The following is a 13,873-nucleotide window of genomic DNA, read 5'->3' on the forward strand; positions in this document are numbered from 1 at the left end:
CGCTGCCAATAAACAGCGGATAACATTCATCCTAACAACGCTTTCTATTGCGTCGCTGAAGCAGCCTTCACTTCATCTAGGATTTCTTCGAGAATGGTTTTCGCACCCTCACGCGCTTCACTTTGTGATAGGAATGATCACGACTCTGTTTGTCCAATGTATGACTGGACTTGTTATTGCTGGTTTCTTTGATGCGATTCCAGGCTCGGAACGCGTGATTACTGATGCAGTATTCGATGTGTTATGTACGGTACATGGCATTGCCGCACGCATGTTAGTGGTCTTTGTGGTACTGCACTTGGTGGCTATTATCATCTACAAACTGCGTTCAAAACCGCTGGTTCTTGCCATGATCACAGGCAAACAAAACCATTCAGCGTCAACGGATTATTTCAGAAATGGCAGTCAATTGGCTTTTTCATCAAATAGGAAAGCGTTGTTGGTGCTAATTGCATCGGTATTAGTTACGATGACAATAGTTGTAATATCACAGTAAAATTAGGTAGCGAAAGATGCCAGAAGAGTTTGATAGACAAAAAAGCTTTGGTTGGATGATCAATGTGATCGCCAATAAAGCGACCAAAGATTTCGACACGGAATTGAAGGAACATGGCTTAAGCATTGCACTATGGCCAACCATGATGTGTCTTTGGGAAGAAGAAGGTGTGACTCAGCGTGATATTGCTGCGAAATCCAAAGTCGAGAATTCAACAACGACACGTACATTAGACAAGTTAGAAAAACTTGAACTGGTGGAACGCAGAGCCGATCCAAACAGTCGCCGTTCTTTCCGAATTTACTTAACGGAAAAAGGCAAAGCACTTGAAGAACAACTCGTTCCTATCCCAGTTCGTTTAAACAAAGCGTTGATGAACGAGTTAGATGCTGAAGAACAGCAGCAAATGCTCAAGCTACTTCAGAAAGTAGTCGCGGCAATCTGATCTTACCGCGCTCGCTGCTTACCAATCTCACTGCTTAGCAAAGCTTGTTACACTCTGAACGTGTATTAAAAAACAACCAACACTCGGCCTTGCGCCGAGTGTTTTATTTTCGTCTCGACCATTTGATATAGCAAAACAGTGAAGCAATGATCACCGCTCCACCGAGCAGCTTCTGCATCTCTACACTTTCGCCAAGCACACTCACACTTAACAGCAGCGTCCACACAGGCTCAAGAATCATGATCAATGCCGCCACTTCCATATTCACGGAGTGCTGACCGACCGTTTGCAGCAAGTAACGAATAGATGTTGCAATCACCGCAGAGACAATAAACCAGAAGACTAAGGTTTTGGTGATTTCGAACTCCGGCTGAGCTGTCATAGAAGCAAAGGCTAAACCACTCACACCCACTACAAACAGCTGCACACAAATTGATGCGATAGGCTTGATATTGGTAATCACACGCTTGTTCATCACAAAGTGAACAGACAACAACATCGATGCTAACAAGAAGTAAACCTGACTCTGCTCAACATGCCAGCCGTTGCCCAAAGTCAGCAGTAGCATGCCGATAATCGCGATAGGGAAAGACATCCAAAACGCACGATTAGGCTTAACTCGAAAAAAAATCCAAGACACAAACGGTGCAATGATCATGGCTAAGCTCATGATGAATGCCCCTTCCGACAAGCTTTCAGTCACCGAAACTGCAAATACCCATACCTGCAATGAGGCAGACAGCAGCAAACCCACTCCGCAAAGAGAAAGAACCTGCTTAAGCGAAAGCTTACGAATGTGATGAATACAAAACGGCAGAAGAATCAAACTCGCGACGAGGAATCGCACACCAATGAACACTGGCCCCGGCATTTCTAATACCACCAGCTTAGATGCAATCCATCCAATCCCAGCTAACAGGGTAGCAAATAGGAGGTAAAGCTCTCCGCGCATCGCTTTCATCATTTTACTTGGTCCAATAACAAAAAAAGCAACCCGACTCTGCAAGGTTGCTTTTTATAAACATTCAACAGGATCAAGATACTATCTCAATACTCGGCTTCAGGCAGCTGTTTTTAGCCTGCGTATTCTGGGTAATCCGTTAAACCTTTTTCAGCACCGCCGAACAACGTGTTTGGATCGTGCGCCGCAAGTGGGTAACCATTTTGAATACGAGCTGGTAAATCTGGGTTAGCAACGAATGGACGACCAAAACCAACCATGTCAGTTACGCCTTCAGCAACCGCTTTTTCGCCACGCTCGCTATCGTATTTACCCGCATAAATCAGGACACCTTGGTAAGCATTACGTACTGCTGATTTAAAGGTTTTCGGTGTTTCAGGTGCATCGTCCCAATCAACTTCTGCAATGTGTAGGTAAACAATTTTGTATAGATTAAGTAGTGCTGCCGCCGCTGTGTAAGTCTCGACTGGCGTAGCATCAACGGTACCATTCAACGATGTGAACGGAGCAAGACGCACACCAACACGGTCAGCACCAATCGCTTCAACCATAGCCTCAACCACTTCACCTAGGAAACGTAAACGGTTTTCGATTGAACCACCGTATTCGTCGGTGCGGTTGTTTGCTTCAGAATCGATGAATTGGTTGATTAAGTAACCATTCGCGGCGTGAAGTTCGATACCATCAAAGCCCGCTTCAATCGCGTTCAAAGCCGCTTGGCGATACTGTTCAACCACTTGTTTGATGTCTTGTTTCGTCATCTCACGAGGTTCAACCACATCTACAAAGCCCGGCTCATCAGTGCCGTTATCGATGAATACTTTTACGTTTTCTGCTTTAAGTGCAGAAGACGAGATTGGCTGTTCACCGCCGATGTTATCTGGGTGTGTTACACGGCCGACATGCCAAAGTTGAGCGAAGATAACGCCCTCTTTCTCATGCACTGCATCCGTGACTTTTTTCCAACCCGCGATCTGCTCATCAGAATAGATACCCGGAGTCCAAGCATAACCTTGACCCATAGGGGAAATTTGTGTGCCTTCCGCAATAATCAAACCTGCAGAAGCGCGTTGAGCGTAGTAAGCCGCCATCATGTCGTTTGCTGAATTACCAGGTTGCGTTGCGCGAGAACGCGTCATCGGTGGCATAACAATACGGTTTTTAAGCTCGATATTACCAAGTTGAATTGGTTGAAATAGTGCGTTTGTCATTGTTATATCCTCGATTAGCCTAGTTGAATCAGTTCGATTTGGTAGCCGTCTGGGTCAGTAATAAAAGCGATATGAGTTGAACCGCCTTTCACTGGACCTGCTTCGCGAGTGACGTTGCCACCTAGCGATTTGATCTTGTCGCATGCTGAGTAAATATCTTCTACACCCAATGCCAGATGACCGAACGCGCTGCCCATCTCGTACTCATTCGTATCCCAGTTGTGCGTTAGCTCGATAGTCGTGCCGCCTTGTTCGTAGCCAACAAAAACTAATGTGTAGCGGTAGTCTTTGTTTTCATGGCGTTCAAGTTCCTTCATTCCCAATACCTTGGTGTAGAACTCGATAGACTTGTCTAAATCAGTAACTCGGATCATTGTGTGTAGGAATTTCATATTTCACCCTTATTAGCACCACAAGCATGGCGCCGTTATTATTTTGAGTGGAGGTTATCCACTAATCTCTGAGTGAAATAATACGATTCAGCGAGTAATTAAGGAAATTATCAAAAATTCTCAATGTGATAATTTTTTGTTATGAACGTTATGACTAGCACGAACTCAATGACACAAAAAAGGGAAGCCAATGCTTCCCTTCGAGTTAGACCCTCAATTAAAACCGCAAACGCCTATCTTTAAGCGCCTTCGACATTGCATCTGACGTACTGATGACTTGTTCTCTGAACCATTTATGAGCGGGGTCGCTGTTCTGCTTCTTCAACCAAATCAGGTAGTGAGACATCGGCTGATATTCAAAGGGTGGCTTGAACAGCTGTAAACTTAACTTTTCTTGGAACTGCACGGCCATAGATAAAGGCACCACAGTGATGTAATCGGATTGGCTACACAGCAAGATATTACTGAACAGCGAACGCCCATGAAACACGATTTTACGTTGGGACAGATCCAAAGAAGTGTAGTGATTCAAACTGCGAACTTTGCGTCGTGTTCTGTCTAATACGGCATGCTTTTCACTTAGGAACTGAGCTTCGCTGATTTCACCTTGGATTCGCGGGTGATCAGCTCGACACACGATCACAAACTCGCCCTCATAAAGTGTTTCACTGACAATACTTGGGTGTTCAGGCACCACAATATCGATCATCGCATCGAATTCTTGAGTCAAAAGATCTTCGTAAATGCGCTCATCACTGTCTGGTTGATCAAAGACTTCTAATGACAAGTTTTGATTAGGAAGCGCCGCAAAACTATTGAGCAGCACCCACTGTAAGTGCTCGGGCGCAGAAATCACAAACTTACGTTCAGAAGATTGCTCATCAAAATTGGTCATCGACTGAAACACGCCATTGAGTTCATTGATCGGCGCTTTAATTTGTTCATACAAGCTTTGGGCATAAGACGTAGGCGCAACCCCTCTTCCTTTGCGAACAAAAAGCTCTTGGCCAATCTCTTTTTTTAGGCGGGCTAATGCGGTACTGATGGTCGATTGGTTGGTACTGAGTTGATCCGCAGCCTTACTTAAACTGCCCTGCTCCATCACCGCAGAAAACACAGCAAGTAGGTTGAAATTGGGGATTTCGTTGCTCATATATCATTACTCGTTAGGCGACCATAAACACCATGCTATCGTAAAAACGATTAAATATCGTCAATAAAAACATTTATTAAAGGTATAACGCATCGATTATTTTGCTAATAAATAGCATATTAACCAGACTTTACTCACACTCATCAACCCTCAATAAATCTTCATATATTGAGACAATAAAGCCCTCCCTTCTCCGTAATCCCTTTAATAATGGGGTGTACCTCATGCAACGCGCTTTAAAACCACAACATTGTCTCAAATTACATGACACTGAGTTTCCGTTCGGTACATATACATTCCTTTTGTGAATACTACAATGGCACCAAAATAATGACCCTCGGTATCAATATGAAAAACACTAAAATAATTTCCCTACTCTTAAGCGGTGCGGCTATCGCTTACTCTGGTTCTGCGCTGGCTGAAAAGGAACAACTCTCAGTTCAGGAAGCCGCAAAAAAATCGGCTAACCCGGTATCTGACGTATGGATGCTAATTACTCAAAATGATTATACCTTTCTAGAAAAAGAAGATGGTCACCATGAGATGCAAAACCGCTTCAGCTTTCAACCAGTAATGCCTGTACCTATCATGGATGGAGAATGGAACTTGGTGAACCGTTTGGTTGCCAACCACTACAGTTCACCAGGCGATCGTGAAGACGGTGATTTCTTTGAAGGACGTACAAACGGTATGGGAGACACTGTCTTTCTATCATTGGCAGCGCCTAACCGTGATGATGGGTGGATTTGGGGTGTTGGTCCAACGGTGATCATGCCAACAGGTACTGATGGTTTAACGCAAGATAAGTGGCAAGTAGGTCCTGCAGCAATGGTCGCTCGCCTTGGTAAAGAAACAGGTAACCCAGCCAGTATTGAAAGCTGGAACGTTGGTTTCTTAGCTCAGCAATGGTGGGATGTAGGCGGTAGCGACAGCGTTACTGAATCAACCAATCAAGCGGACATCCAGTACTTCTTAAACTATCGTGTCAGCAACACCGCGTTAATTGGTATGACACCTAATATTCAAATTGATTGGACAAAAGATGGTTCCGACCAATTTACTGTACCTGTCGGATTAGGCTATATCGATATGTTTAAGGTTGGGCCAATGCCAGTTCGTTGGGGTGTAGAACTTCAATATTACGTAATGAAACCAGACGCAAATGTTAATACAACCAATCCCGCTGAGTATGTGCCATATGCACCAGATTGGAACCTGAAATTCTTTATTGCTCCTGTTACATTAAACCCATTCAAATAATCGATTAAAATCCCCCTACAGGCTGGTCTAATTTATTTAATATTTTAGGCCAGTCTTTTTAGCACTTTTCATCGACTTCTATGATCCAAACCAAGTTAATGAACAATGTTTTCTATCTGTATATGAGCCTTTTCAAATAAATCGACCTACCGATTTATAGTTATAACTACTAATCGTAATTACGATATTATCAAATCGTAATTCTGGGTAGATACTGCTCAAAACTCTTCCTATTATCCTGCTAACAAATCAATTCTTAGCCCAAACAGAATGCTGACAAATGTTTTACAACACTATGTCAATTGCCATGGAAGATCCCCTCGACAGACGAGGTTTACACGTAAAGAAGACAGTAGCTAAAAGAACGAGCCTAATATTTCGTTCAACAGTGCATCGTCATTCAACCTGCGTTTCAGGCTAACAATAAGAATTGATTTGTAGAGGAGCATATTCGCTTCTTGATACCGAGAATCGGTTGTCTGGACTGAGCAATATCACTTTAAATATCATCTGTTACTTTTGTTTATTATGAGCACCAATCTACCCACATAATAGACATCTACTTTTTAAGATGCCATTAAAGGTGACTTCTAGGCTGCAAATTCTCTCTTCTTATTGATGTAGGTTGAGATATGAACTTTATAAAAATCGTTTTCCAGAAGATCTGGGCCGTTGCTATGGTCTTGATTAAATTCTGCCTGTTTATGGCGGTGATGTTTGCTGGTGCATGGGCTCTTGCACCGTTAGGCACTATCCATTCTAAAGACATCGACATGTCTCAATTCAACAATCATCCCAATGAAATGATGATGAACTTCTTCCAGATGGAGTACTTCTCTGGTTACTTGTTCTCTGTGACCATTGCTGTGGTATTAGCCGGTGTTTACGGCATGTGGCAGTTGCATGAACTGGGTGTGCATAAAGCAAAAGAACACAAAAGCGCTCACGTACAAATCGTGTTTGCACTGTCACTTTGCGGGCTCTTCATCAGCAAAACATTCTGGGTTATCGCCTTGGTTATCGCATTGGCGAACTGGAAACATATTGGTCAATCACTGAGTGATGTTATTCGCCGTGGTGTTCAGCCTAAACAAGATGCGACTAATGCAGCGACAGCCGCTGTCCACGTATCATCTGAACAATCGGTAACAGAGCCGTCTCAAACACAACACTCTCCAGTAGAACCGTCTTCAGAAGCTCAGCCTTCAAAAGAACAGGCTTCAGAAGAAAAGACTCCAACAAAACCATCCCCTACAGAAAAAGAGGTCGCATAATGAAAGAGATGATGATTCCATACATCCTAATTGTATGGTCACTGTTTGCGACAGGCGCACTTAAGAAGAACTTCAAAAACTACACGTGGGCTGCCATTGGCGGCGTAACAATCCTTGCGGTATTAGCGGTTATCTCTCGCTTGTGGGCACCCGTTGATTTAACGAACTCGACCACAGTGAAAGCACCACACGCGGTGATGTCACCTATCTTCGGCCAGCAGATCGACAAAGTGCTTGTTGATCACAACCAAATGGTTAAAGAAGGCGACATAATCTACACGCTCGTCGACATCGATTCTGCCGCAGACAAAGCAAAGATCGAATCTTCAATTGTTCAGAAAGAAGAAGAAATCAAGCAAATGACTCGCGACTTAGAGCGTGCTGAAACGTCACCAGAAATCTTCAATATGCGTGACGTAGAAAAATACGACTCTGATCTTCGAGTGCTGTACGCTGAACTTGTGTCGTTGAAAGCCGATCTACAAAAAGTGAACTGGGCGCAAGAGAAGAAAACCATTAGAGCGGAATTTGACGGTCAGGTATCGATAGTGAATATTGCTGAAGGTTCTGTAATGGGTAACATGCACCTCTACAACACCAGCAAAAAGTTTCTTGAGATGCGTATTTCAGACCAAACTTATGGCTATGTTCAAGTAGGAGACTTCGCTGAGTTCTTCGTTGATGCCTACCCAGGGCACGTGTTCCGAGCAAAAGTACACAGCTTTAATGCCGGTACCGGTGAGTCGAGTATTTCTCCACTTCAGGGGCCACAAAGCGTCGGTCAACACGTGGTAAGAAACGGTAATGCTTTAGGTCGTACTATCGTACTTGAGATCATCGAACCAGAAGGTTACAACATCCCTATTGGTTCAACTGGCGCGGCTTGGATCTCGGCTGAGAAGCCGCATCCGTTCTGGGGCTTCATCGATGTAATCGGCGCAGCAACGGTTCGCCTACAATCTTACAAGTCTTACTTAGGTGCTTGGTAAGTACTCAGATTCTCGGTAAGTACTCAGGTTCTCGGTAAACACTTATATAACAGCCATTAGTTCCAAATTAAATGCCCTGAATTTCAGGGCATTTTTGTATCTGTCACAAGCCCCCACTTACTAATTGATTTAGATCAAAATAAATCGCAAAAATAATCATTAGTTATCCAATTAATCGTAAAACCGATATATTGAAATCCTGTTCGCGCGTAGATAGCGACCTCTCCCACCTCTATCATTTGGCTCAAGAAATCCAATTCCTGTATCCAAATATAAGGTCACTACCATGACTAATACATTCAAAAAAATGGCACTTCCTGTTGCTGTTGCGAGCGCTCTATTTGCTTCTGGTTTTGCATCTGCAACTCCAACTGTAGAAGCGACATCGAAAGTAGGCCAAGAACTTCAAACAGCAAATGCTGCGCAATACCAAAACATCGACCTTGATGCTCGCTACAAGAGTGAGGTTCTTTTCGAACACAAGTCAAACCTATTCTGGGGCAAAGGCGAGCGCATCCAAGTTGTATCGAAAACGGGCGACTCTCTGGCTTACACAGAAGAATCTGATCACGTTCATCCAATCCTCACCAAGCACGGTCGTAAAATGGACCAAGCAATCATCAAAGTGGATGACAATATTTATCTTGGTTACGGCTTCGGTCTAGACACTCCTGTCATGATCGAAGGTACGGACGGCATCATCATTGTTGATCCAGGCGAGTCGGTAGAAATGGCTCAATCGGTTAAAGAACAGTTCCGTCAAATCACAGACAAGCCGGTTAAAGCCATCATCTATTCTCACAACCACATCGACCACATCTCTGGTGTGAGTGCATGGGTGACTGATGAAGAAGTAGCATCAGGCGAAGTAAAAATCATCGCAGAAGAAGGCCTAACCGCAGCAGTGGCTAACTGGTCTTCAAACCTAGGTACTCTATTTGGTCACCGTACTTCTTACACAGGTGCTAAGCACGTAGAAGAAGGTGAGCACGGCACAGTAAACGACGGCCTTGGTCCACGTTTCATGCAAGGTGCTATCTCGTTCATTGAACCAAACCTGCTGGTACCAAGCCAAAGCCACATCGAAATCGAAATTGCTGGCGTTAAGATGCACATCGAGAACGTGCCATCTGAAACTAAAGATGAGCTAGTGGTTTACTTCCCAGAGCAAAAAATCCTGCACGCGGCTGAAGTACTTCAAGGCGAAAACTTCCCTAACCTTCACACCATCCGTGGTACTAAATTCCGTGACCCATCAATGTGGTTCAAGGGCATCGACGTAATGCGTAAGTTCGACACTGAGATCATGATTAACTCTCACGGTCGCCCTGTTGAAGGTAAAGAAGCGGTATCTGACGTATTAACGGCTTACCGTGATGCGATTCAATACACGCATGACCAAACTATCCGTTACATGAACAAAGGTATGACGCCAGACGAGCTAGTTGAAGTGGTTAAACTTCCTAAGCACCTTGCAGAACACCCTTGGTTAGGTGAGCACTACGGTACCGTTGCACACGCCGTTCGCCAGATTTACGTAGGTTACAACGGTTTCTTCGAAGCGGATCCATGGCAGCTAGAGCCAATGGCTTACGAGCAACGCGCTAAAGCATTCGTAGAGATCATGGGCGGTCGTGACAACATCATCGACACAGCAAAAGCGGCGATGAAAGCAGAGAACTACACCTTTGCAGCAGAGATTCTTTCTTACCCAATCACGGTAAACAAAGATGACATGGAAGCACGCTTACTGAAAGCACAAGCTTACAAAGCATGGTCTGCAGATCAAGTGAACATCAACTGGCGCAACTGGGCATTGAATGCTGCAGCTGAACTAGAAGGTACTCGTGATTTCTCTAACATGATCAGCTTCGCTTCTGTAGACGTACTAACTGCGCTACCAAGTAAGCAAATCTTCGATATGATGACGTCGACGCTAATCGCAGAAAACTCGTTAGACGTAAACATGATGCTAACGTACAACTTCTCTGATACTAACGAAGCATTCACTATCGAAATTCGCAACGGCATTGCTCAGTTACACGAAGAGGCAGTGAAAGGCGCAGATGTTCAAATCAACACCACTCGTGCAGTATTGAACCAAATCTTGATTGCGGGTCCAAACGCTCAACAAGTGATTGGTACCAACCTACAGTCTGGTGCATTCAAGTTCTCGAATGGCGACATCAAAGGCTTCGGTCAATTCATGAGCTACTTCGATAAGCCAATGACTCCAGAAGAGATCATGCTCATCGTTCGCTAATAGCGGGTTCGAACGGTCGCTCTTCGGCGATAGCTCTTCGATGATAGCGTGTTAGTAAACAATCACTAACACACTATCAACCAATACGCTGACCGCTTCACATGGACGACAAACAAATACAGGGACCCTTTGTGGTCCCTTTTTTATCGTCAGGTTCGGCTTCTGGCGTCAGATTCTTAACCCTGTTATAGGTCTCGATAACCATTATGTTAAAACGATTTGCTCTGATTCTTTCGCTTACTTCTTCACTCACGTTTGCCTGTGGTCTTCACCAAGATACCGGATTTAGTTTGGTGACAGAGCCCGGTTCACTCGAGGTATTTGGCAACGTCATTACAGCCAGACAGGACGATGAATTCAACAACCTCAATAAGCCGGATCACTTTCGAGTCTTTGCCATCAAGGCCGCGCTTGCGAAACCCCACCCAAGCAAAATTGAGTTCAATTTATTCGAAGCAATTAAAGGTCATTACAGCCAAGTGAAACTTGAGAAGGGTGTCGATGTGTCAGGTAGAGATACTTTGCCTACAGAGGAAGATCTACTGTTAATTACTGAATTAGATGTGTTCGATGCGCTAGCTACTGGCACCATCTCCTGGGATCACGCGACACTAAACGGCTTAGTGATCATCAATGGCCCACAAGATAAACGAGAGCAGCTTGAAGATTGGCTTAGTGATATTTTTGAAGGGTAATAGCTTAAAGCGGGACAGATAAAAAGTCGTCAAACCCTCGGACTTCAGAACATTGAGGGTTCAACGACAAACTTAAATCAAAAAAGCGTAGGCAACGGAATCAACTCCAGCCCCAGTACACCACTGATGCTCATAACCACCAGCAGAGAGACCTTGAAGACCGTCTTTGACCACTGGATGTAGTTAAGGCAATCGACTTTGCGGAATGTTACTTTGGTCCACATAAAACAGACTGCTGCCGACACCGCTAGGTATTCATAACCTGCTTCCCCAAGTAGGAACAGCGCCAATGATACTGCGCCAAACGCCACAACATACGCTTTCATGTGTTGATGTGCTTTGTCGACGCCCTCTTTCACCGGTAACACTGGAATGCCTGCATCTCGATAATCTTGAAGGCGGAACATAGCGATCGCGTACGAGTGTGGCATTTGCCATAAACAGAACATCGCGAACAACAAAACCGCTTCCAAACTAATGTAATTAGTCACCGCCAAGTAGCCCACTAACGGCGGAACGGCTCCCGAAATACTGCCGACTAAAGTGCCGTAAACCGATGTACGCTTGTACCACATGGTGTAGAAAAAGACGTAAAACACATAGCCAAGCAACACCATGACCGCAGAGATCGGATTAGCGAACTGAAACAGCAGCGCTGTGCCTGCTAGCAGTAAAACCAAGGCATAGACGAACGCTACATCTGTATTGATGTTTCCTTGAACCAATTCTCGATTTTGTGTGCGCTTCATCTTCTGGTCGATGTCTCGATCAAAGATGTTGTTCACAACACAACCTGATGCAATCACAAGTCCCACACCCGCTAATGTTGTCAGTAACAACATCGCACTGGCTGGTTCTGTTTTTGCGGCGAGGAAGAACCCCGCCGCAACAGAAATCAGGTTGCCGAAAATGATGCCCGGTTTGGTGATAGACAGATATCTTTTCAGCATACCTAGCCTACAACTTCATGTTGACGTTCATGTTGTAGATGATCCATACCGAGCCAGCGATAAGAATCAATACAACAATGGCGGTAAACATCAGTGACACCAAGTTCCAACGCCCATCGGAAGATTTCGCTTCCATATGTAGAAAGTACTTAAAGTGCACAAAGATTTGCACCAGCGCGCAGCCGAACAAGATCACGTACGTTTCTGTGCTTGGTAACACATGCGCCCACACGATGTAGAACGGAATAATGGTGAGAATCAGTGACGCTATAAAGCCTTTCACATAATCCGTTGCACCACTGTCTAGATGCTGTTCCATTACATCACCCCCATTAAGTACACGATGGTAAATACACAAATCCAAACGATATCAAGGAAGTGCCAAAACAAGCTCAAGCACTGGAAGCGCATCGACATGTTGTCGTTCAAATCTTTGGTTGAAAGCTGGTGATAAGCCACCGCCATCCAAATCAGACCAAACGTTACGTGCAAACCGTGTGTGCCAACCAAGGTAAAGAACGCAGAAAGGAATGCGCTTTCTTGAGGGCCATAGCCTTCTGCAATCAAGTGATGAAATTCATACACTTCCATACAGATGAAGGCTAAGCCCAATACGAAAGTCACTTTGATCCAGCGCTTCAGTCCGGTCACGTCTTTGCGCTTCATCGCAATCATGCCAAAACCGAAGGTGATACTACTGAACAGCAGCATCATGGTTTCGACAAACACGAACGGCAGTTCAAAGATGTCTTTACCTGTCGGCCCTGCGATAGACCCACTCTCAAGCACGGCATAAGTCGCGAAAAGCGTGGCAAACAGGACACAGTCACTCATCAAGTAAACCCAGAAGCCAAACAACTTGTTGCCCGCAGCTTCGTGGTGATGATCATGCGAGTGTGCAAGATCATAAGTGTGTGACGGAGTATTAGCTTGCATACGTCGTCTCCAAATCATCTTTATTGTCGTTATTACCACTATCAGCATCACTGTCAGCGCTGTTACCACGACCAGAGTTGTCGCCTTTCACTGACTGTTTTTTCGCTTCTGCAAGCTGCGCACGTCGAGCCGCTTCAATCGCTTTGATCTCTTCAACTTCCACGTAGTAATCCACATCGTCGTTGTAGCTGTGTTGAATACACGTCACCACGATACCCACTAAGCTTGCAGCCGCTAGCCACCAGATGTACCAGATCATTGCGAAGCCAAATGCCAACGCCCATGCAGACACATAAATGCCTGTCGGTGTGTTCTTCGGCATGTGAATACGTTCGTATTCTTCTTCCTGAGTTGGATCAAACTCACCACTTTGCTTTTGATACCAGAACGAATCGATCTCATCGCCCTTAGGCAATTTTGCAAAGTTATAGAACGGTGGTGGTGACGATGTTGCCCATTCGAAGGTACGTCCGCCCCACGGGTCACCGGTTAGATCTCGGTTTTGGTCGCGGTCACGAACACTCACGTAAATCTGAACGAACTGACACACCACACCCATCGCAATCACGCCCGTACCTGCAGCCGCAACCGCCAGTAGTGGGAAGAACTCAGGGTTAATGTCTTGGCTCAAACGACGCGTCATACCCATAAAACCAAGAGCGTAAAGCGGCAAGAATGCCATCAAGAAGCCGATGATCCAGCAGTAGAATGCGCGTTTGCCCCAAAGCTCGTTCAGAGTGAAGCCGGTCGCTTTCGGGAACCAGTAACCAATCGCTGCAAAACAACCGAAGACCACTCCACCGATGATCACGTTGTGGAAGTGCGCAATCAGGAATACCGAGTTATGC

15 protein-coding genes are annotated in these 13,873 nt (G+C 45.0%); 7 read left to right on the forward strand and 8 right to left on the reverse strand.

Going from position 1 to position 13,873, the window contains the following annotated elements:
* On the forward strand, window positions 1-496 hold a 496-nt coding region (locus H5300_RS22695), incomplete at its 5' end, for a cytochrome b/b6 domain-containing protein (protein WP_259397910.1).
* Window positions 497-512: 16 nt separating this feature from the next.
* Window positions 513-941: a MarR family winged helix-turn-helix transcriptional regulator gene (locus H5300_RS22700; protein WP_017086111.1), complete on the forward strand. Its 429-nt coding sequence runs from the start codon at window positions 513-515 to the stop codon at window positions 939-941.
* A 103-nt stretch (window positions 942-1,044) separates the two neighbouring features.
* On the opposite strand, the gene H5300_RS22705 is transcribed toward H5300_RS22700, so the two are convergent.
* The 4 genes from H5300_RS22705 to H5300_RS22720 form a co-directional block, all read right to left on the reverse strand.
* Window positions 1,045-1,905, reverse strand: coding sequence for a DMT family transporter (locus H5300_RS22705; protein WP_102449362.1), 861 nt, complete (start codon window positions 1,903-1,905; stop codon window positions 1,045-1,047).
* A gap of 110 nt (window positions 1,906-2,015) precedes the next feature.
* Complete coding sequence (locus tag H5300_RS22710; RefSeq protein ID WP_004736292.1) at window positions 2,016-3,113, reverse strand: alkene reductase; 1,098 nt, start codon at window positions 3,111-3,113, stop codon at window positions 2,016-2,018.
* 14 nt (window positions 3,114-3,127) lie between these two features.
* Complete coding sequence (gloA, locus tag H5300_RS22715) at window positions 3,128-3,505, reverse strand: lactoylglutathione lyase (RefSeq protein WP_102446119.1); 378 nt, start codon at window positions 3,503-3,505, stop codon at window positions 3,128-3,130.
* A 217-nt stretch (window positions 3,506-3,722) separates the two neighbouring features.
* On the reverse strand, window positions 3,723-4,658 hold the full coding sequence (locus tag H5300_RS22720) for a LysR family transcriptional regulator (RefSeq protein WP_182796965.1): 936 nt from the start codon (window positions 4,656-4,658) through the stop codon (window positions 3,723-3,725).
* A gap of 330 nt (window positions 4,659-4,988) precedes the next feature.
* On the opposite strand from H5300_RS22720, the gene H5300_RS22725 reads away from it, so the two are divergent.
* The 5 genes from H5300_RS22725 to H5300_RS22745 all read left to right on the forward strand — a co-directional run bounded on the left by H5300_RS22725 (window position 4,989) and on the right by H5300_RS22745 (window position 11,139).
* The gene (locus H5300_RS22725; protein WP_017084652.1) at window positions 4,989-5,918 is read left to right on the forward strand and encodes a hypothetical protein; all 930 of its coding nucleotides are present in this window, start codon (window positions 4,989-4,991) and stop codon (window positions 5,916-5,918) included.
* Window positions 5,919-6,550: 632 nt separating this feature from the next.
* Complete coding sequence (locus tag H5300_RS22730; protein WP_017078922.1) at window positions 6,551-7,192, forward strand: hypothetical protein; 642 nt, start codon at window positions 6,551-6,553, stop codon at window positions 7,190-7,192.
* On the forward strand, window positions 7,192-8,181 hold the full coding sequence (locus H5300_RS22735; RefSeq protein ID WP_182796966.1) for an efflux RND transporter periplasmic adaptor subunit: 990 nt from the start codon (window positions 7,192-7,194) through the stop codon (window positions 8,179-8,181). The genes H5300_RS22730 and H5300_RS22735 overlap by 1 nt, the downstream gene beginning before the upstream one ends.
* 286 nt (window positions 8,182-8,467) lie before the next feature.
* Window positions 8,468-10,444 carry an alkyl sulfatase dimerization domain-containing protein gene (locus tag H5300_RS22740; RefSeq protein WP_182796967.1) on the forward strand — a complete coding sequence of 659 codons (1,977 nt, stop codon included), beginning with the start codon at window positions 8,468-8,470 and terminating at the stop codon, window positions 10,442-10,444.
* 206 nt (window positions 10,445-10,650) lie between these two features.
* Complete coding sequence (locus tag H5300_RS22745) at window positions 10,651-11,139, forward strand: hypothetical protein (RefSeq protein WP_182796968.1); 489 nt, start codon at window positions 10,651-10,653, stop codon at window positions 11,137-11,139.
* A 77-nt stretch (window positions 11,140-11,216) separates the two neighbouring features.
* Here the strand turns inward: H5300_RS22745 and cyoE are convergent, their stop codons facing one another.
* The 4 genes from cyoE to H5300_RS22765 all read right to left on the reverse strand — a co-directional run.
* Window positions 11,217-12,089 carry a heme o synthase gene (gene cyoE / locus H5300_RS22750; protein ID WP_004736301.1) on the reverse strand — a complete coding sequence of 291 codons (873 nt, stop codon included), beginning with the start codon at window positions 12,087-12,089 and terminating at the stop codon, window positions 11,217-11,219.
* A 7-nt stretch (window positions 12,090-12,096) separates the two neighbouring features.
* Window positions 12,097-12,408, reverse strand: a complete 312-nt coding sequence (gene cyoD, locus H5300_RS22755) for a cytochrome o ubiquinol oxidase subunit IV (RefSeq protein ID WP_004736302.1) — start codon at window positions 12,406-12,408, stop codon at window positions 12,097-12,099.
* Window positions 12,408-13,025: a cytochrome o ubiquinol oxidase subunit III gene (gene cyoC / locus H5300_RS22760; protein WP_259397911.1), complete on the reverse strand. Its 618-nt coding sequence runs from the start codon at window positions 13,023-13,025 to the stop codon at window positions 12,408-12,410. The genes cyoD and cyoC overlap by 1 nt, the downstream gene beginning before the upstream one ends.
* The coding region (locus H5300_RS22765; RefSeq protein ID WP_182796970.1) for a cbb3-type cytochrome c oxidase subunit I at window positions 13,015-13,873 on the reverse strand (859 nt) is incomplete at its 5' end. The genes cyoC and H5300_RS22765, both read right to left, overlap by 11 nt.

The sequence above is a fragment of the Vibrio sp. SG41-7 genome (assembly GCF_014164465.1).
GTDB lineage: Bacteria > Pseudomonadota > Gammaproteobacteria > Enterobacterales > Vibrionaceae > Vibrio > Vibrio splendidus.

Coding starts and splice junctions, on each gene's coding strand:
- H5300_RS22705 (WP_102449362.1), bottom strand. CDS start 1,905: ATGATGAAAGCGATGCGCGGAGAGCTTTACCTCCTATTTGCTACCCTG.
- H5300_RS22710 (WP_004736292.1), bottom strand. CDS start 3,113: ATGACAAACGCACTATTTCAACCAATTCAACTTGGTAATATCGAGCTT.
- H5300_RS22725 (WP_017084652.1), top strand. CDS start 4,989: ATGACCCTCGGTATCAATATGAAAAACACTAAAATAATTTCCCTACTC.
- cyoC (WP_259397911.1), bottom strand. CDS start 13,025: ATGCAAGCTAATACTCCGTCACACACTTATGATCTTGCACACTCGCAT.
- cyoD (WP_004736302.1), bottom strand. CDS start 12,408: ATGGAACAGCATCTAGACAGTGGTGCAACGGATTATGTGAAAGGCTTT.
- H5300_RS22740 (WP_182796967.1), top strand. CDS start 8,468: ATGACTAATACATTCAAAAAAATGGCACTTCCTGTTGCTGTTGCGAGC.
- gloA (WP_102446119.1), bottom strand. CDS start 3,505: ATGAAATTCCTACACACAATGATCCGAGTTACTGATTTAGACAAGTCT.
- cyoE (WP_004736301.1), bottom strand. CDS start 12,089: ATGCTGAAAAGATATCTGTCTATCACCAAACCGGGCATCATTTTCGGC.
- H5300_RS22720 (WP_182796965.1), bottom strand. CDS start 4,658: ATGAGCAACGAAATCCCCAATTTCAACCTACTTGCTGTGTTTTCTGCG.
- H5300_RS22745 (WP_182796968.1), top strand. CDS start 10,651: ATGTTAAAACGATTTGCTCTGATTCTTTCGCTTACTTCTTCACTCACG.
- H5300_RS22735 (WP_182796966.1), top strand. CDS start 7,192: ATGAAAGAGATGATGATTCCATACATCCTAATTGTATGGTCACTGTTT.
- H5300_RS22700 (WP_017086111.1), top strand. CDS start 513: ATGCCAGAAGAGTTTGATAGACAAAAAAGCTTTGGTTGGATGATCAAT.
- H5300_RS22730 (WP_017078922.1), top strand. CDS start 6,551: ATGAACTTTATAAAAATCGTTTTCCAGAAGATCTGGGCCGTTGCTATG.